The organism is Glutamicibacter sp. BSL13, from assembly GCF_052928425.1.
Genome location: NZ_JAVGCZ010000049.1, coordinates 1 through 19,561 on the forward strand (window position 1 = coordinate 1; position 19,561 = coordinate 19,561).

The window sequence follows — 19,561 nt, forward strand, 5'->3', positions numbered from 1 at the left end:
CGGTGCCGGTGCCCGGGCGGGCCGCCGGACGGGGCTGGTTGCCGCGCGGGGCGGTGCCCTGCGCCGGCCGTTTCACCTGAGTGGTCCGTGGTGTCGCATTGCCTGATTCACCATTACCGCTCGGGCGAGGCGTCGATGGTGTACTCATGCGTTACCTCCGTCAGTGCTTTCATCCGCGGTGCCCTCGGTGGGGGTGTGATCGTCCTCGGATGATTCAGTGGTCGTATTTTCTGGGTTCAACGGTACTGCACTTTCCTCCAAGTTCTCTTCGAGCTCTTCCTCGGAGTTCTTGGCCACCGCGATGATGTGGTCCTTCTTGCCGGGCTTGGCGAAGATCACGCCCATGGTGTCACGCCCCTTGGATGGGACCTGGGAAACGGCCGAACGCACCACCTTGCCCGACTGCATCACCACCAGCACCTCGTCGCTTTCCTCCACGATCAGCGCGCCGACCAGTTCGCCACGCTCCTCGTTCAGCTTGGCTACCTTAATGCCCAAGCCACCACGGGATTGCACACGGTATTCGGAGACTTCGGTGCGCTTGGCGTAGCCCTCGTTGGTGACGGTGAAGACGTAGGATTCATCACGCACCACATCGGCGGCCAGCAGCTCGTCCCCGTCGCGGAACTTCATGCCGGTCACCCCGGAGGTGGCCCGGCCCATCGGGCGCAGTGCGGTGTCCGTGGCGGTGAAGCGCACCGACTGTCCCTTGCGTGAGACCAGCATCACGTCATCTTCGGGGGTCAGCAGCTGGGCGGAGACCAGCTCATCGCCCTCCCGCAGCTTGATCGCGATGACCCCGGCGGTGCGGTTGGTGTCGTAGTCCTCCAGGCGGGTCTTCTTCACCAGCCCGTCGCGGGTGGCCAGCATCAGGTATTCGGCGTCCTGGTAGGTGCGCAGATCCAGCACCTGGGCGATGTGCTCATCAGGCTGGAAGGCCATCACGTTGGCCACGTGCTGGCCCTTGGCGTCCCGGCTGGCCTCGGCCAGCTCGTAGCACTTGGTGCGGTAGACGCGGCCGTGGTTGGTGAAGAACAGCAGCCAGTTGTGGGTGGAGGTGACGAAGAAGTGTTCCACCACGTCGTCCCCGCGCAGGCTGGCACCGCGGATGCCCTTGCCGCCACGGGCCTGGGAGCGGTAGTTGTCGATCCGGGTGCGCTTGACGTAGCCGCCGCGGGTGATGGTCACGACCATCTCCTCCTCGGGGATCAGGTCCTCGACGCTCATGTCCCCGTCGTAGCCCATCAGGATCCGGGTACGGCGCTCATCCCCGTGCTTGTCCACGATCTCGGCCAGTTCCTCCGAGACGATCTCCCGCTGGCGGGCCGGGTCGGCGATGATCGCCTTGAACTCGGTGATCATGGTTTCCAGCTCCGCATGGCGGTCCTGGATCTTCTGGCGCTCGAGGGCCGCCAGGCGGCGCAGCTGCATGTCCAGGATGGCGCGGGCCTGCTCCTCGTCGATGTCCAGCAGCTCCATCAGCCCGTCGCGGGCGGCCTCGGTGGTGGAGGAGCGGCGGATCAGCGCGATGACCTCATCCAGCGCGTCCAGGGCCTTGAGCAGCCCGCGCAGGATGTGGGCTTCCTCCTCGGCCTTGGCCAACCGGTACTGGGTGCGGCGCACGATCACTTCGATCTGGTGGGTGACCCAGTGGCGGATGAATCCGTCCAGCGGCAGGGTGCGCGGCACCCCGTCGACGATGGCGAGCATGTTCGCGGAGAAGTTGGACTGCAGCTCGGTGTGCTTGTAGAGGTTGTTCAGCACGACCTTGGCCACCGCATCGCGGCGCAGGATGATCACCAGGCGCTGGCCGGTGCGGCCGCTGGTCTCGTCGCGCATGTCCGCGATGCCCGAGATCTTCCCGTCGCGCACCAGGTCGGCGATCTTCATCGCCAGGTTGTCCGGGTTGGCCATGTACGGCAGTTCGGTGACCACCAGGCAGGTGCGGCCCTGGATTTCCTCCACGTTGACCACCGCGCGCATGGTGATCGAACCGCGGCCGGTGCGGTAGGCGTCGGCGATGCCCTTGGTGCCCAGGATCATCGATCCGGACGGGAAGTCCGGGCCCTTGATGCGCTGCATCAGCGCGGCCAGCAGCTCCTCGCGGGAGGCCTCCGGGTTCTGCAGGTACCACTGCACACCCTCGGCGACCTCGCGCAGGTTGTGCGGCGGAATGTTGGTGGCCATGCCCACCGCGATGCCCGAGGAACCGTTGACCAGAAGGTTCGGGAAGCGGGCCGGCAGGACCACCGGCTCCTGGTTCTTCCCGTCGTAGTTGTCCTGGAAGTCAACGGTGTTCTCGTTGATGTCCCGGACCATTTCCATGGCCAGCGGGGCCATCTTGGTTTCGGTGTAACGCTGGGCGGCGGCCCCGTCGTTGCCCGGGGAGCCGAAGTTGCCCTGGCCCAGGGCCAGCGGGTAGCGCATCACCCAATCCTGGATCAGGCGCACCAGCGCATCGTAGATCGCGCTGTCGCCGTGCGGGTGGTACTGGCCCATGACCTCGCCGACCACGCGGGCGCACTTGTTGTAGGCGCGTTCGGGACGGTAGCCGCCGTCGTACATCGCGTACAGCACGCGCCGGTGCACGGGCTTGAGCCCATCGCGCACGTCGGGCAGCGCACGCCCGACGATCACGGCCATAGCGTAGTCCAGGTAGGACCGCTGCATTTCGGTCTGCAAGTCAACCTGGTCGATGCGGTCCAGCACGTCGCCGCCGTCGGCCACGATCTCCCCGTCGACCGGTTCGCTGCCAGGAGTCTGCTCGTCGCTCATTTCATCCCTTTGGGTAAGTCAAGCTTTTAGGTAGTCACGCCGTCATGCGGCGAAGTGTCTGCGCGGAGCGCGCCTGGGACTAGATGTCCAGGAAGCGCACGTCCTTGGCGTTCTGCTGGATGAAGCTGCGCCGGGATTCGACGTCCTCGCCCATCAGCACGGAGAACACCTCGTCGGCGGCGGCCGCGTCGTCCATCGCCACCTGGCGCAGGGTGCGGTGTTCGGGGTCCATGGTGGTGTCCCACAGCTCCGAGTAGTCCATCTCGCCCAGGCCCTTGTAGCGCTGGATGCCGTTGTCCTTGGGCAGGCGCCTGTTTGCGGCCTGCCCGGCCAGCAGCGCGTCGTCGCGTTCCTTGTCGGTGTAGACGAACTCGTGCGGCGCGTTGGACCACTTGATCCGGTACAGCGGCGGGGAGGCCAGGTAGACGTAGCCCTGTTCGATCAGCGGGCGCATGAAGCGGAAGATCAGGGTCAGCAGCAGCGTGGTGATGTGCTGGCCGTCCACGTCCGCGTCGGCCATCAGCACGATCTTGTGGTAGCGCAGCTTGGCCATGTCGAATTCCTCGCCAATGCCGGTGCCGAAGGCGGTGATCATCGCCTGCACCTCGGCGTTGCCCAGTGCGCGGTCCAGGCGGGCGCGCTCCACGTTCAGGATCTTGCCGCGCAGCGGCAGGATCGCCTGGGTGTGCGGGTCCCGCCCGCGCTTGGCCGAACCGCCGGCCGAGTCACCCTCGACGATGAAGATCTCGCATTCCTCGGGGTTCTTCGAGGAGCAGTCCGAGAGCTTGCCCGGCATGCCGAAGGACTCCATGGGGGACTTGCGCCGGGCGTTGTCACGCGCCTTGCGGGCGGCGACGCGGGCCTGGGAGGCCAGCTGGGCCTTGCGGATGATGTCCTTGGCCGAGCCCGGGTTGCGCCCGAACCAGTCGCCGAGCTGATCGTTGACCACGCCCTGCACGAAGCCGCGGGCAATCGAGTTGCCCAGCTTGGTCTTGGTCTGCCCCTCGAACTGCGGTTCGGCAAGCTTGACCGAGACCACCGCGGTCAGCCCCTCGCGGGCATCGTCGCCGGTGAGGTTGTCGTCCTTTTCGCGCAGGATCTTGTTTTCCCGGGCGTAGCGGTTGATCAGGCTGGTCAGCGCGGCGCGGAAGCCCTCTTCGTGGGTGCCGCCCTCATGGGTGTTGATGGTGTTCGCGTAGGTGTGCACCGATTCGGCGTACGCGGTGGTCCACTGCATGGCCACCTCGATGCTGATTCCGCGTTCGGTGTCCTCGGCCTCGAAGGCGATGACCTCATCGTGCACCAGCTCGACCTTCTTGGCCTGGTTCAGGTGCTTGACGTAGTCCAGCAGGCCGTTTTCGTACAGGTAGTCCACCACGCGGGGCTTGGGGTCGGCGTCCTGCCCGGCCTCGTCGTCCTCCAGCGCGTCCTCGGTGTGCAGCACCCGTTCGTCGGTCAGCCGGATGCGCAGCCCCTTGTTCAGGAACGCCATCTGCTGGAAGCGGGCCCGCAGCGTCTCGAAGTCGAACTCGGTGGTGTCAAAGATGTCCGGGTCCGGGTAGAAGGTCTGGATGGTGCCGGTTTCCTGGGTTTCCTCGCCCCGGGTCAGCTCCTGCTGGGTGACCCCGCCGTTGGCGAAGGAGATCCGCCAGGCGTAGCCCTCACGGCGGACCTCGGTCTCCACGCGCCGGGACAGCGCGTTGACCACGGAAATGCCCACGCCGTGCAGGCCGCCGGACACGGCGTAGCCGCCACCGCCGAACTTGCCGCCGGCGTGCAGGATCGTCATGACGACCTCAACGGTGGGTTTGCCCTCGGTGGGGTGCACGTCCACCGGGATGCCGCGGCCGTTGTCCTCCACGCGTACCCCGCCATCGGCCTGCAGGGTCACCTCGATGGTGTCGCAGTACCCGGCCAGGGCCTCGTCCACAGAGTTGTCCACGACTTCATAGACCAGGTGGTGCAGCCCGCGCGGTCCGGTGGAGCCGATGTACATGCCGGGGCGTTTGCGGACGGCCTCCAGGCCCTCGAGCACCGTGATGTCCTGGGCTCCATAGGTGTGTTCAACTTTGGAAGACATCGATTCCGTGGAGCTGGGGCTGTTCGCTGGCTCCTGCGGTGAAGCGTTTTCGGTAGACACGGGTGCTACGTACTCCTCGAATTTTGATGCGCTGGCCGATGCTTCCGGTTGATCCGGAAAGACGCGGCCATGTTCCTATGCCCTGACCGGAATGAATCGCAACACTCCCGCGCGGGCACACTTACACCAATTCTACCCGGTTTATGGAAAAATGCTGGGATCGGCGTCTCAAAACAGGCCGCTAAACGCACAAAATCCTGCATCTAAGAGGTTCGGGGACCGCAACTGAGGGGGGATGCATGCACCGGGGGCGTGAGAGCGCCACATGGCACGCCAGCAATTTCTACCCGTAGGTGTCCCGCGGACCACGGCCGGCGACCGAACGACTGCCATGGCGCCAGGAGGGGGCGTTGGGACCCAGCACCTTGATCACGGTGACAATTCCTGGCCCCAGCTCCGCGTCGAAGCGCTTGAGCAGTTGGTGGGTCAGCAGCCGCAGCTGGGTGGCCCACGAGGTGGAATCGCAGCGCACCACCACCACCGTATCCGCAAAGGACTCGGGCTTGCAGTGGGCAGCCACGTCGGGACCCACGATCTCTTCCCAGCGTCCGAGCACCGAGCCCACGGCCACCTGGGTTCCCCAGCCGCGGGTTTTGGACAAACGGGAAATCACTTCGCCAATGACCCTGGGGTCCCGGCCCCCATCGGCGGCCTTGCGGGGGGCCTTGTCCCCAGACTTGCGTGCCGCCTGGCGCTGCTGCACGCGGGCCATGCGTGCGGCATCGATGCGGGTTTCCCCGCGTTCCTCGGCCAGACGGCGCATCCGGTTCAGCAGTGCCTTGGCCGGGTCAATCTCTTCCTCAGACGTCATCGACGTGTCCCGGACTGACCTGGAAGAAACTGCCCTTGAGCGTGGGCGGTACATCCTCGGGCACCGCCGCCGTGACCAGCACCTGCTCCGCGCCGGCCACAATATGGGCCAGGCGATCGCGGCGGGTGGCATCCAATTCGGCGAAAACGTCGTCGAGGATCAGGATCGGCCCGGATCCCGGACGCGGGTCGTCATCGCCGAACACGCGGTAGGCGGCCAGGCGCAGCGCCAGGGCAAAGGACCAGGTTTCGCCGTGAGAGGCGTAGCCCTTGGCCGGGGTGCTGCCCAGATACAAGGCCACGTCGTCGCGGTGCGGGCCAAACAAGGTGATCCCCCGCTCCAGCTCACGGTCCCGGTTGGATTCAACCATGTGCAGCAGCTGTTCCTGCAGCTGCTGCTGGGTGAGGCCGGGCAACTGCGAATGATCCAGTTCCGCCTCCGGACCCTCTCCACTGATCGAACTGAGGTATTGGGTGCTCGCGCTCTTGGCGCCGTCGGCCAAGTCGGCGTAGGCCGCCGCCATGTAGGGCTCGAGCAGTTCCAGCACCCGAAGCCGTCCGTGCATCAACCTTGCGCCCATGGCGGCCAGTTGCAGGTCCCATGCCTGCAGGGTTGCTTCCTGCGATGAGTTGAGGGTGGTGCGTCCGCGCACCGACTTCAGCAGCGCATTGCGCTGCTTGACGATGCGTTCGTAGTCGTTCTTTGTGGCCACTTCCGCAGGGCGCAGGGAAAGCAACAAATCATCTAGGAACTTGCGGCGGTTGGACGGGTCACCCTTGATCAAGGCTAAATCCTCGGGGGCGAACAGTACGGTGCGAACAATCCCCACGATTTCCCGCGCCCGCACCGGATTGGCGCGGTTGATCCGCGCCCTGTTGACCTTTCCGCTGGTGATTTCAACCTCCAGCGACGTGACGCGCTCGGCTCGATGCAGGGCTCCGCGGATAATGGCGCGTTCGGCACCGAAACGGATCAGAGGTGCATCGTTGCTCACCCGGTGCGATGACAAGGTGGCGAGGTAGCCGACGGCCTCGACGATATTTGTTTTGCCGACCCCGTTGGGACCGATCAGTACGTTGATCCCCGGAGCCAACCGCACATCGGCTTGCGCGTAGGAGCGAAAGTCGGTGAGGGAGAGTTGCGAGATGTACACCAAGAGTCCTGAAATGAAAGCGGTGAGGGCTGCCTGCCCCCACCGCAAAGGTAGTTAGTTCGCGTTCGGAAGGCGCACAGGCATGACCAGATACCGGTACTGGTCCTGATCGTCATCCTCGGCCGAGGCCTGTCCGGTCATCATTGCCGGCTTAGGTGCACTGGTGAATGAGAAGCGCACGTAGTCAGTGTTGAAGGATCCCAGCCCTTCACCCAGGTAGGTGGGGTTGAAGGCGACGGTGATGTCTTCACCCGAGAGCTGGGTTTCGATTGCCTCTTCGGCCTGGGCGTCTTCGCCGGTTCCAGCATCCAACGTCAGCTGTCCATCGGTGAATGCCATGCGCACTGGAGTATTTCGTTCGGCCACCACCGAGACGCGGCGAACCGCCTCAATGAGTTCGTTGGTGCGCACGGTCGCATGAATCGGGGTGTTTTCGGGGAAGAGCGAGCGGATCTTGGGGTAATCGCCGTTGATCAGCAGCGAGGTGGTGCGCCGGTTGGCGCTTTCGAAACCGACCATTTCGCCGTTCTCGCCAATGGCAATCTTCAATTCTCCCGCTGAGGCCAAGGTCTTGGCGACTTCATTGAGCGTTTTGGCCTTGATGAGCAGTGAGGTTGAGATTTCCGGCTGGGCCGGCTTCCAGTGCAGCTCACGCATGGCCAATCGGTAACGGTCGGTGGCCAGGAACGTTATCAGGTCATTTTCAATTTCAACCTTGATCCCGGTCAGAACCGGAAGGGTGTCGTCCTTTGAGGCAGCAACAATCACCTGTGAAACTGCTTCGGCGAAAGCTTGACCGTCCACGGTTCCCGAGACTTCCGGGAGTTTGGGCAGTTCAGGGTATTCATCCACCGGCATCGTTGCCAGATGGAACCGTGAGCGACCGCAGGTCACCGTGATCTTTGACCCTTCGGTTTCAATCGTCACGGTGGACTGAGGCAAACTTCGGGTGATGTCCGCCAGGAGGCGTCCCGAAACGAGAATCGAGCCTTCTTCGGAAATGTCAGCGGGAATTTGGATATGCGAGGAGATCTCGTAGTCGAATCCCTCAAGCCGAACCATTCCTTGATTGGTGGTCAGCAAAATACCGGCTAGGACCGGCGACGGCGGACGCTGCGACAAAGACCGAGCGGTCCAGGACACGGCTTCAGCCAACACATCCTTTTCAACGCTGAACTTCACGAATCAATCCGCCTTTCGGAGCGCACTAGCTTGCCAGCAAGCCTTTGAGGTCAATCTCTACCGAGTTCTTAAGCATAGACAACGAACCACGGAGCAAGGTCAATCTTGCCATGTTTAGAGCTATTGCTCTCATCGAGAAAAGCTGATCGCTCCGGTAAGTGGCTCGATGTGATGTCACGAGGTTCCTGCGTTGTCCAGAATGTCTCCGACATCAGCGACAGCTGATCTTGGTGTTCGGTGAGAGGAATAGGTCGGGGGAACAAGGACTCGTTATTTGAAGGCCTAAGGGTTTAAAGGGGGAGTGTTAATAACCCTTGTGGATCCTGTGGATAACCGATTAAAGGGCAGATCGAACCCAGATTGTGCATGTGAACAGTCTGTGGTTTCAAGTGGAACTCAGTTCCACGAAGGTGTTGATACTCAGTTTCACGATTTTTTAGATCCACAGCGACCCCCTGAGTTATCCGCAGAGAACTCAGGAGCTGTCACCAGTTCATCCACAAATCTATCCACAGCTGTGGTTTTCGGTCCTAATGTTCGCGCTGGCTCTGTTTGATGCGGTTAGTTAGCTCTGTGACCTGGTTGAAGATGGCACGACGTTCAGCCATGAGTTCGCGGATTTTGCGATCGGCGTGGATCACCGTCGTATGATCACGTCCGCCCAGCTCCGCACCGATCTTAGGAAGCGACATGTCGGTCAATTCCCGCAACAGGTACATGGCGATCTGTCGCGCGGTGACCAAAGTACGCGTTCGCGACTTGCTGTTCAGCTCGTCAATAGTCAAACCAAAATACTCGGCGGTCTGTTTGATGATGGTGGAGGGAGTGATCTCCTGCGCGCCGTCTTCGCTGATGAGATCCTTCAGCACGGTTTCCGCCAGCGTCAGGTCAACCTGCTGATTATTCAGGGAAGCGAACGCCGTCACCCGAATCAGGGCGCCCTCCAGTTCGCGGATATTTGTAGAGATCCTGGAAGCGATGTACTCCATGACGTCACTGGGTGCGGACAGGTTCTCGGCATCTGCCTTTTTACGCAGGATGGCGATACGTGTTTCCAGCTCCGGAGGCTGAATATCCGTGAGTAGACCCCATTCGAAGCGGGAACGCATCCGGTCCTCGAAGCCCTGTAGCTGTTTCGGAGGCAGATCGGAGGTAATCACTACCTGCTTGTTGTGGTTGTGCAACGCATTGAAGGTATGGAAGAACTCTTCCTGGGTGGCATCCTTATTCGCGAGGAACTGGATGTCGTCAATGAGCAGGATGTCCACGTTGCGATAGGTCTGCTTGAAGCTTGCGCCCTCGTCATCCCGAATTGAATTGATGAAATCATTTGTGAACTCTTCGGAATTTACGTAGCGAACCCGAATGCCCTTATACAGGTGGCGAGCATAGTGGCCAATGGCGTGCAAGAGGTGAGTCTTGCCCAGTCCGGAATCTCCATAAATGAATAAAGGATTGTAGGCCTTGGCCGGCGCTTCGGCGACCGCCACCGCTGCGGCGTGGGCGAAGCGGTTGGAGGAACCGATCACAAACGTGTCAAAAATGTATTTCGGATTCAGACGACCGAACTCTTGAGAATTCGATGGGGGAGTCGGCTGCGGCGCCGGCTTGGGACGTGGGCCGGTAGGCTCTGGCCCGGTGTCTTCTTCGATGGCTGCGGCAGCAGCGACATCCTCGGCCTTCTCTTCTTCCTCAGAATCTGCCAGCGTCAGATCAACACTGACTGCACAGCGAATCTCGTCCTGGAAGACAATGCGCAGTGCATCGTCAAGAGGTTCGCGCAGTTGCGTCTGGAGAATATCGCGTGTGAGATCGTTGGGCACTGCTACCAAGAGAGTGCTGCCGATCAGACCCTGGGCCTTGGCCAGTGATACAAACGGGCGGTAGCGCGCCTTGACCCGGTCGTCATCCTCGATCTGGCGGATCACCTGACGCCATGAGCTGCCAATGGTATTGGTCTCGTCGGTGCTCACGTAGGTGCTCCACTTCCTTCAGTTTGTGCAATTCTCATCACATTTCGGTCGCCCTGGGGGCCGAAAACGCTTGGCAATCGCGGGACATCGACTCTGATTCTAGCCCCCATCCACAACGTTATGCACAGATCTGGGGAAAAACTTGTCCTCAGAGGTGTGGAAACCTGCTTTTCGCGGGATGTCAAGGCGTTTCCAACGTCTGGATGACGTGCACGGATCGGAAAATGTGTGAAATTTCTTTCTCTCCGGGCCCGTAATCCACAGATATGGGATAGATTATTCACAGGCCTTCAGCTCGGGGCGGACCCCCAGAAGGCGGAATCGCGGCAATTTGACGTGCCGTGCAGATTTTTCTATCGTTATTCAGTCCTATGCGTGTGTTTTGTGCCCTGCTCAGATCATTAGAAGAGCCCACTGAACCTCGCATGCAATAAGTACGAGCGTCAGCCTGTTGTTTGCTAACCGGTAGTAACGGGCAAGTCGCATCCCTAGATCGTCTTGGAGAAATACCGTGAGCAAGCGGACTTACCAGCCCAACAACCGTCGTCGTGCCAAGAAGCACGGTTTCCGTCTTCGTATGCGTACCCGCGCGGGTCGTGCCATCCTGTCGGCACGCCGTTCCAAGGGCCGCAGCTCGCTGTCCGCATAAATTTGCGGCACAGCTTTTGGACACAAGGCGGGCACGGAAAATCATACGTTCCGTGTAGCTAGCCATGTTGCCAAAGAATCAGCGACTGCGACTATCGCAGGACCTTACAGCCACAGTACGTTCCGGTGTCCGAAGCGGGCGCCGGAACGTCGTGCTATATGCACGCCGCCAAGCGGACCCAGTAAGTGGGGATCGCATAGGATTTATCGTTTCAAAGGCTGTTGGCGTCGCCGTGAAGAGGAACTTGGCTAAACGCCGTTTACGAGCGATAGCCCGTGAGCTGCGTAGCGACGAGGGAAACCTTGACATCGTCGTACGGGCCCTTCCAGGCGCCGCGGAGCTGTCGTGGGATGAATTGCGCCAGCAGGTAGCGAGCGGTTGGTCCGCGATCGAGCACAAACTCGTGGACCGATGATGCGCAAGGAAAGCAAGGCCCGCACCGGTCCTGTTTGGTTCATCATCGATATTCCTCGAAATATCTTGATCGGGTTGCTGATCGCCTATCGAAAGCTGATTTCTCCGCTATATGGGGATGTGTGCCGATATTTCCCCAGCTGCTCTGCCTACGGCTTGGAAGCCGTGACCAAACATGGGGCAGTCAAAGGGACAGGGCTAACGGCCTGGCGCATATTGCGATGCAATCCTTTTAGCCATGGCGGAGTCGACCATGTACCTGAGAGCCGAAGAATTTGGCCCGACGGTAAACTGCCGAAGATCATAGTTTTGAATCACCCGGTGATTCCCGACGATGAAGATGATGCCGCACCGCGCGGACACAAGGAGCCTGACCGGTAATGAACTTCTTAGACACGATACTGACTCCGTTCACATACGTGGTCTCGTGGATTCTGTGGGCTTTCCACGAGCTCTTTACGCGCATAGGCATGAATCCGGACTCCGGTGTCACCTGGACACTGTCGATCATGTTCCTGGTGCTGTTGATTCGTAGCGCGCTAATTCCTGTTTTCGTCAAGCAGATCAAGGCGCAACGCGCCATGCAAGCCCTGCAGCCGGACCTACGCAAGCTTCAGGCGAAGTACAAGGGCAAGACGGACCAGATGTCGCGTCAGGCTATGGTTCAGGAACAGCAGGCGCTGTTCAAGAAGCACAAGACCAACCCACTTTCATCTTGTCTGCCGCTACTGGTGCAGATGCCGTTCTTCTTCGCCCTGTTCCGCGTGCTCAATACCGCTTCACGGGCCAGCAGCGAAGGACGTTCGGTGGGCGCGCTAAACGCCGACCACATCCGCAGCTTCGACCAGTCCACCATCTTCGGTGCTCCGTTGTCGGAAACGTTCCTCGGGACAATCAATTCCGGTGCGGTGAACCCCGCTGTTATCGTGGTCGCGATCATCATGATCCTGGCCATGACCGCTTCCCAGTTCATTACCCAGCGTCAGCTGATGACTAAGAACATGACGAAGGAAGCCCTCGAGGGCCCATTCATGCAGCAGCAGAAGATGATGCTGTACATTCTTCCGCTGGTCTTCGGCATTGGTGGCATCAACTTCCCCATCGGTGTACTGATCTACTGGACCGCCTCCAACCTTTGGACCCTGGGCCAGCAATTCTGGGTCATCCGCAACAACCCCACCCCGGGTTCGGAAGCAGAACGTGAGCTGAACGCCCGTCGCGCTGCCAAGGGGCTGCCTCCAGTGGGGCAGAAGAAGACCGAAGAGGCAGAGCCCGTGGTGGAGCCCAAGGGCCAGCGCGTGCAGCCCCAGCGCAAGAATCGTAGGAAGAAGAAGTAGGCATGACTGCAACCGAGAATCCTGAAGTGTCACAGGGCGAAGAAGCCGTAGAAGAGCATGTTGTAGATGTTGCCGATGAAGGCGATGTCGCAGCCGATTACCTCGAGGAACTGCTGGACATTGCAGACCTTGACGGCGATATTGACATTGAAGTTCGTGGCGGCCGTACCTACATTTCCGTGGTCGCTGACGAACAGAGTTCTGATCTGGCCGGGCTGATCGGCAAGGACGGCGAGGTGCTCGACGCGTTACAAGAGCTAACCCGGCTTGCGGTCCTGAACGTCACAGGGGAGCGTTCTCGGCTGGTATTGGATATTGCCGGCCACCGCGCGGCGCGTACTGAGAAACTGCGTCAGATCGCCGAGGAAGCGATCGAGCGGGTACAGGAATCGGGTGAGCCGTTCCATCTGGAACCGATGAGCGCGTATGAGCGTAAACTCGTGCACGACATCATCGCGGATGCTGGGCTACATTCAGAGTCCGAAGGTGAAGCCTCGCGTCGACACATCGTTGTCACCACACTCTAGTAAATGAGAGCCCACCTTCGGGTGGGCTCTTTTGTCTCAGGGAGAATACCGAAATGACCCAAGACCTCAGCATGACGGCGGAAGAGAATGCAGCCGCGGAAGCGATCTTCGGCGACCGACTGGAACTGGCTCGGCGCTACGTGGAACACCTGGCCACTTCAGGCATCGAGCGGGGCCTTTTAGGTCCGCGTGAGGTGCCACGTCTTTGGTCTCGACACGTGTTGAATTGTGCCGTTATTGAGTCCCTGATGCTCTCTGACGCGCAGGTGGCTGACGTAGGCAGCGGTGCCGGCCTTCCCGGCCTTTGTCTGGCTATTGCACGTTCAGATCTCCAACTAACCCTTATTGAACCCTTAGAGCGTCGTTGCATCTGGCTGACTGAGGTTATTGACGATCTGGGCCTTGAGAACGTAGTAGTGATGCGCGGGCGCGCGGAACAGATGTTGGATGCCGTAGATGCGGACTATGTTACTGCGCGGGCTGTATCCGCTCTGAGTAACTTGGCAGGACTAACTATTCCTCTGCTGCACGGCAAGGGGGAGCTGCTAGCCATTAAGGGACGGTCTGCTGCCGAAGAGGTCGCAAAGGCCGCGAAGGTCATTCGCAAGCTGGGTGGAACTCACACGGAGGTCCTCACCGTCGGTGAGCGCCTACTGGAGGACCCGACTACGGTGGTTCGAATCAAGGTTGGCTAGCCCATACGGGCTAACCTAGATGTGTAGGCGAGGGTTTTGCTCGTATCATCGAAACCATCGAGCTAAAACAACGTTCTTAATTTGTTTAATTTGTTTCACGTGAAACACGTGCGGCGGAGTGGCAACAACTGCGCTGATTCACGGTAAGGAGTGCCGCCCTTGACCAAGGGAAAGAATTCGTCGAGTAACGTCTTCGACATCAACGATGCGTCTTCCCCACTTGCGAGTCAATTGGCCAGCGAACATCGTCGACGCGAAGCGCTATCGGAGAAGGTGGTACCTATGCCCGAGAAGACTCGATACTTCACGATTTCCAATCAGAAGGGCGGCGTAGGCAAGACGACCACTACCGTCAATCTCGCCGCTGCCCTGGCCAAGAGCGGGCTTAACGTGCTGGTGATCGATATTGATCCACAGGGCAACGCATCGACGGCTCTAGGGATCGAGCATCATTCCGAAGTCGACAGCATTTACGACGTTCTGATCAACGATCTTCCGTTGAATGAAGTCGTGGCGACCTGCCCGGATCTGCCGTCGCTTCAAGTTGCTCCTGCAACGATTCACTTGGCCGGCGCAGAAATAGAACTTGTCTCGGTTGTCGCCAGAGAGCAGCGGCTACAGAAGGCTTTGGACGCCTACGCACGATGGCGTCAACGTGAGGGCCTTCCTCGACTGGACTATGTGTTTATCGACTGTCCGCCAAGTTTGGGTCTGCTGACAGTCAATGCCTTTGTAGCCGCTCGAGAGGTCCTAATCCCGATCCAGTGTGAGTACTACGCTTTGGAAGGTCTAAGCCAGCTATTGAAGAACATCGAGATGATTCAGACGCATCTCAATTCGAAGCTTTCGGTGTCGACAATCCTGCTGACCATGTACGACGGACGAACCAACCTCGCCGCCCAAGTGGCCACCGAGGTCCGGGAGCACTTCCCTGAGCAAGTCCTGAAGGCTGTTATTCCAAGAAGCGTGCGAATCTCGGAGGCTCCAAGCTACCAGCAGACCGTCATTACTTACGATCCAAATTCCACAGGCGCTCTCTCGTATCTGGAAGCAGCGGTGGAAATTGCGGAACGGGGCGAACCTAAATAATGGGTTCCAACTCTGACGCGAATCATAAGAACAACCTCTGTCAGTTGGCTCTGGAGTACCGATCATAGTGCGACCTGCAGGTTCTAAGGCATGACCGCAGGCTCACCGGCAGAGGTACGTTGCAGGAAGTTTCTAAGCGTTTTGATGCACATTCAGCATTAGACTAGGTATGGGTTGAGTGTCTTGATGAAAGGGCGGGCCATCAATGGCTGAGAAAAAACGGGGATTGGGACGGGGTCTTGGTGCGTTGATCTCCAGTTCCCCGGCCGTTGCGGCTGAGGAGAACGACTCTGTTTCACGTGAAACAACCACGCACGAAACTATTGCTGCCGACAACGCTAAGTCTAAATCCGGACGTCCCGTAGATATGTTCTTTGAGCCCGGGCGAAAGACCAATACGGGCGACGCCGGAGTACCAGGTACCAAAAAGCCGATCAAACGTGGTCGTGCAACGATGCCGGATCTATCCTCCAGCGTGAAGCCGAGATCGTCTTCGGAGGATGCGTCAAAGCCGTCGAAGCCGTCCAAGCCAGAGCCTCAGCTCAGCGAGCCTACTATTGAGGTGGATTCAGAGCAACTGGTAGAAGTTCCAGGCGCACGGTTTGCGGAAGTTGACGTTAAGGATATCCATCCGAACCGCAAGCAACCGCGATCTAATTTTGACGAAGAGCAGATGGATGAGCTGATACATTCCATTCGCGAGATTGGGCTCCTTCAGCCAATTGTCATTAGGCCTTCACGCGAAGATGGACGTGAACCCTACGAGCTTGTCATGGGTGAACGCCGTTGGCGCGCTACCCAAGCGGCGGGACTGAACAAGATCCCGGCGATCATTCGAGATACCCAGGATACGGACTTACTTCGGGATGCTCTGCTTGAGAATCTCCACCGGTCTGAGCTGAATCCCTTGGAAGAAGCAGCTGCCTACCAACAGCTTCTCCAGGAATTCGATTGCACTCAAGAGGTTCTTTCGTCACGCATCGGTCGTTCTCGCTCACAAATCTCGAATACGATCCGCCTTATGAAGTTGCCTCCACTCGTCCAGCGTCGTGTAGCAGCTGGAGTACTGTCAGCGGGGCATGCTCGTGCCCTTCTGGGACTGTCCAATAGTGAGGCGATTGAGCAGCTGGCACAACGGGTGATTAGTGAAGGTCTTTCCGTACGCGCCACTGAAGAAGCCGTGGCGCTTAGCGATGACAAGCCGACCTCCAAGAGGCCTTCCAAGCCCCGTGAAACCGCTAGGAATGAAAGACTTGATTTCATAGCTTCATCACTGGCGGACCGCCTTGATACTAACGTGAAGATTGCCTTAGGCGCCCGAAAGGGAAAGGTCAGCATCGAATTCGCCTCCGTGGAAGACTTGAATCGCATCATGACAGTACTTGCACCGGAGATCAAGGACTAATAGGACAAGCAAAGGACGGGTGGTTTCACGTGAAACCACCCGTCCTTTCTCGTCTGCAGGGGAGCAAGACTGTATAGGCCGGACGACTTTCCGGCTTACCCGACAAATGCGGGCCGACGTTGTATTCGCCATAAGCTTCTAATGCGCCGGAGATGAACGCGGGGTGTTCCTGTCCTTGAGATCCTAAAGATAGCGAGCATCTCGCTCCACGAAACGAGGAGCGTAAACGTGTTGATCCCCAAGTTCTCAAACTGAGAGGTAGCAGCATGACAGAATGAGGGTGAAGAATTTCCAAGAATAGCGCTGATCGCCGCTCTACTGCTGGCTGGAGAGAAGTAGGTCGCTCCGGAACATCTACCGTACTCACGAATTGGTTTAATGGTGCGTTGATTTCTGTTTCACGTGAAACTTCGTCCATTGCTACCCGACATCCAAGGCCGGTTGTACCTACCCCAATCACGGTGAACAGTGTCAAGTCATGGAGGTGCGTTGTGGATAACGCATCTTCATCCTCTCAACTTCACGATTATAGACTCCTACCGATTTCGCGTTCTTCGGCTCTTGGAACCGCTGGCGTTTGGCGGGTTCCCGGTAATGCAGGAGTAGATAAGCCAGGGAACTGACGTTAGTACGTTTTTCGCCTAGTGATGGGTATCCATAGCAGTCCGGCGCGTAGTTGGGCACCAGGAATTGAGACATCAGCGCAATAAGTCCAAACATCGCTAGTACATCTTCCGTTGCCCGAGTGCGAAGCGTACTTCTCAGGGGTTTATCTACAAGCATGGGGAATTTCCATCAACCGGTGCACTATAACGCAGGAGAACTCAGCCTAGCCAGATTCCAATCTCGGACAACCCGCTGTGCCGCTGCATATTTGTCTGGCTGTTCCACGAGTACGATCCGGCGCTATCGGTAGCAAGAACGTATGGATTCGTGGGGCATACCCACTAGTCACTTGAACGCGCGAGCGTAGCACTTCTTGCTGACTACGCGGCCAGTGCCGACGAGGCCTGTACGCGCGAGGGAATGAACCTTTGATAACGACGCTGATATCGATGGCGGGCCACCTCTCTCCATGCTCTGAAACCCCTACACGTGTACCGTTCGCGCTACTCTCGATTCCTCTGGGATCCGGAAGATCGTACAGTGACTGCCCACCACGAATAGCGTAGGCAACGGTGCGAAGTTTGCTCCTTATGGACTTCAGTTTCCCAATAGGGCTCGTAGCCGAAATTCGATTTGTTCGCTGATGAAGGTCGCCTACTCAACCGAGGAGTGGCCGGCTCCGCGCTTCAGCGGAAGATTGTAGTTTTCGACGGTTTCACGTGAAACGGAGAATGGAACTCCCAACTTGCGGTAGAAAGGAGAATATGTGGAGCCGAGATAGAACCTGCGGCCTATATTCATGCAGTCCAATCTGCGTCCTGCGGCGATCCTGCAGCTATTCGGGCTACTTCTGCAAGGATGCTTGCCTCGGCAGCAAACGCCCTAGATATTGTGGTTCCGCTGTCGACCGGCCCGGGCATCTTCCGGATCCACCGACCGGCCGTCTTTCCAGGCGCATAAGATGCATCCCCGACCATTGTTCCACGTGCAGCGTTCTCCGTAAACGAAGTGTAGATACGATGGAGGAGCTTCAGCCGTCGGATCCTCGAGGGCCTCTGTTCGTTTCTGAGGCTTCAGATCTACTCGGCACACCCAACCCCCTGAGGAGAGCTGTACGGCCCTCAGCGAGGTTCCTGTGGCCGCTGACCTAGAGTATTGCAGCCCAATGCTGAGCATAATCTTCGGAGCAGGCCAAGCAGCACCTACGGAAGGGCTCATTGACAACTCGGCAAGTCGCGAGGGGTTATGTTTCTAATTATTCGAAGGGGAGGGGCCGGATCCTAGGTTGTGGTTGCACTAGAAGCATTTGCTGCGTCCTCTGGCTGCCAGCCACGCAATGACCTCGCAAGGGGCTTGTAGTGGATAGTGACGCACCGGAGTACGTCCAACGACAATGAGTTTCGCGACGCCGTTGTCTCCTCTTGAAGACCGGCGGGAACCGGGATCATGGTTACTGATGTAGGGGCACTCTAAGCCCCCTAACAGGGCGTCTAAGGCCACTGACTCCAACGCCGGAAGTTCGATTCAGCGTGGAGTTTTGGGCTCGCAAACCTGACCTGTACCTAGCGAAACCGTTCGTGTGGAAAATAGAGGGGTGCAGCGAAGAGGGCACGCGAGGTTTTGATACTACAGCTCTAAGTTCAAACTTTGTACAAACAGTAAATCGCAAAGTTTCACGTGAAACGGTTGGCGATCCTTTCTGGCGGCATAGCTAATATCGCCTAACCGCTATGAGCTTTGAGCTGTCTCAGAGCTGGAGGCCTGAATACACCTTAGGCAATTCCCTTCGAGAGACACCAACGCCAGAGGTGACTCTAGCTTTCTCGTGTCGTTCGCTTTGCCGGGCTCATCGAGTAAAGCGTTCGGGCAGCTGTGCGTGTTGCGGACGAAGCACTAGCAACACAGAAAGTGTAGGCATTTCCTAAAGTAGGGGAGTAGGGATCGGTGGGCGTTGAAGTAGTCATTACCCAATTCGCGGCACTACTGCGGGATGCTTGTGGGTAGAAGCATTGAAAAACCGGGATGAGACTAGTCGCAGATCGGTATCGAAGGTATTCGAAATTCAGGGATAGACCTTCTCTTCGGGGGCAGCTGGGTCATGAAGACCGGCAACTTTCCCGGTCGGTGATTTTGCTCCTCCATTTGGAACAGAGGAAACATTATCGACGTTGGGTCCGCTATCGAAAACACGCTATTTTTGTGACATACCTGGGTTTTCAGGACCGGTGGAACTCCACGGAGGACCGGCGCGTGGCAAGGTTCAGAGAATGTAAATCCTCAATAGTCGAACTTTTCGAATACGCGTGCAGGATGCTCTCACAACATTGCACGCAATCGCAGAAGTGGCTGCGACTTTGAGTGTCTTCTCTTGAGATAGAGCAACCAAAAGGCTCGAAAGAGTGTAGCCGCAGTAAGGCGAGCCCGTGTCACTGGAATCGACTTTCCAGTCTTTGGCCCCGCGCCTTTTTTGTCACCGGAACCACCATTGTCCTACCTGATGATCCTGCGCATTACGCATTACGTGTTTCCCCGCGGTTCTATTAGCTCCAGATGGCCGGTACCACATGTCCGTTAGCAAACGAACGGAGCATTGAGCCCGCTGCGACTATAGCTTGTGGATAGGTGTACCCGTGTTCCAGCTGGCCACAACAACGGTTGAACGCACCTCGCGGCTTAATGGGCTCTTCGCAATCGAGGGTGTAGGGCAGCATTGCCGTTGATCTGATTTCTGGGCGTGTCGCAGGGCAGTAAAAAGTCGAGGTCTTCACAAGAATGGAAGTTCCTACACAACCTTCTTGAAAGACC

The 19,561-nt window shown here is 58.5% G+C and carries 14 protein-coding genes; 8 read left to right on the forward strand and 6 right to left on the reverse strand.

The annotated features are described in order from the left end of the window. Positions 1-144: 144 nt before the first annotated feature. From gyrA to dnaA, 6 genes are all read right to left on the reverse strand, one after another. The gene (gene gyrA / locus RCJ92_RS09905; protein ID WP_360028968.1) at positions 145-2,775 is read right to left on the reverse strand and encodes a DNA gyrase subunit A; all 2,631 of its coding nucleotides are present in this window, start codon (positions 2,773-2,775) and stop codon (positions 145-147) included. Positions 2,776-2,854: 79 nt separating this feature from the next. Beyond that, positions 2,855-4,855 carry a DNA topoisomerase (ATP-hydrolyzing) subunit B gene (gyrB, locus tag RCJ92_RS09910; RefSeq protein WP_138176439.1) on the reverse strand — a complete coding sequence of 667 codons (2,001 nt, stop codon included), beginning with the start codon at positions 4,853-4,855 and terminating at the stop codon, positions 2,855-2,857. A 343-nt stretch (positions 4,856-5,198) separates the two neighbouring features. Continuing rightward, positions 5,199-5,726 carry a DUF721 domain-containing protein gene (locus tag RCJ92_RS09915; protein WP_138176441.1) on the reverse strand — a complete coding sequence of 176 codons (528 nt, stop codon included), beginning with the start codon at positions 5,724-5,726 and terminating at the stop codon, positions 5,199-5,201. Next, the gene (gene recF / locus RCJ92_RS09920) at positions 5,716-6,879 is read right to left on the reverse strand and encodes a DNA replication/repair protein RecF (RefSeq protein WP_446754463.1); all 1,164 of its coding nucleotides are present in this window, start codon (positions 6,877-6,879) and stop codon (positions 5,716-5,718) included. The genes RCJ92_RS09915 and recF overlap by 11 nt, the downstream gene beginning before the upstream one ends. Before the next feature lie 54 nt (positions 6,880-6,933). Then, positions 6,934-8,061, reverse strand: coding sequence for a DNA polymerase III subunit beta (gene dnaN, locus RCJ92_RS09925; RefSeq protein WP_138176445.1), 1,128 nt, complete (start codon positions 8,059-8,061; stop codon positions 6,934-6,936). 530 nt (positions 8,062-8,591) lie between these two features. Further along, entirely contained in the window at positions 8,592-10,034 is a 1,443-nt protein-coding gene (gene dnaA, locus RCJ92_RS09930; RefSeq protein ID WP_054820493.1) for a chromosomal replication initiator protein DnaA, read from the reverse strand. A 511-nt stretch (positions 10,035-10,545) separates the two neighbouring features. Here dnaA and rpmH point away from each other — a divergent pair. The 8 genes from rpmH (at position 10,546) to RCJ92_RS09970 (ending at position 16,150) form a co-directional block, all read left to right on the forward strand. After that, positions 10,546-10,683, forward strand: a complete 138-nt coding sequence (gene rpmH, locus RCJ92_RS09935; protein ID WP_138176447.1) for a 50S ribosomal protein L34 — start codon at positions 10,546-10,548, stop codon at positions 10,681-10,683. A 64-nt stretch (positions 10,684-10,747) separates the two neighbouring features. Further along, positions 10,748-11,098: a ribonuclease P protein component gene (gene rnpA, locus RCJ92_RS09940; protein WP_446754464.1), complete on the forward strand. Its 351-nt coding sequence runs from the start codon at positions 10,748-10,750 to the stop codon at positions 11,096-11,098. Then, positions 11,098-11,478 (forward strand): membrane protein insertion efficiency factor YidD, encoded by a 381-nt coding sequence (gene yidD / locus RCJ92_RS09945; RefSeq protein ID WP_138176520.1) that lies wholly within the window; start codon positions 11,098-11,100, stop codon positions 11,476-11,478. The genes rnpA and yidD overlap by 1 nt, the downstream gene beginning before the upstream one ends. Continuing rightward, entirely contained in the window at positions 11,478-12,434 is a 957-nt protein-coding gene (gene yidC / locus RCJ92_RS09950) for a membrane protein insertase YidC (RefSeq protein WP_138176451.1), read from the forward strand. The genes yidD and yidC overlap by 1 nt, the downstream gene beginning before the upstream one ends. 2 nt (positions 12,435-12,436) lie before the next feature. Then, positions 12,437-12,961 carry a Jag family protein gene (locus tag RCJ92_RS09955; RefSeq protein WP_343832211.1) on the forward strand — a complete coding sequence of 175 codons (525 nt, stop codon included), beginning with the start codon at positions 12,437-12,439 and terminating at the stop codon, positions 12,959-12,961. A 53-nt stretch (positions 12,962-13,014) separates the two neighbouring features. After that, a complete protein-coding gene (rsmG, locus tag RCJ92_RS09960; protein ID WP_171021202.1) occupies positions 13,015-13,656 on the forward strand; it encodes a 16S rRNA (guanine(527)-N(7))-methyltransferase RsmG in 642 nt (213 codons plus the stop codon). 159 nt (positions 13,657-13,815) lie between these two features. Beyond that, a complete protein-coding gene (locus RCJ92_RS09965; protein ID WP_138176455.1) occupies positions 13,816-14,745 on the forward strand; it encodes a ParA family protein in 930 nt (309 codons plus the stop codon). A 205-nt stretch (positions 14,746-14,950) separates the two neighbouring features. Continuing rightward, positions 14,951-16,150, forward strand: coding sequence for a ParB/RepB/Spo0J family partition protein (locus tag RCJ92_RS09970; RefSeq protein ID WP_446754465.1), 1,200 nt, complete (start codon positions 14,951-14,953; stop codon positions 16,148-16,150). Positions 16,151-19,561 lie beyond the last annotated feature (3,411 nt).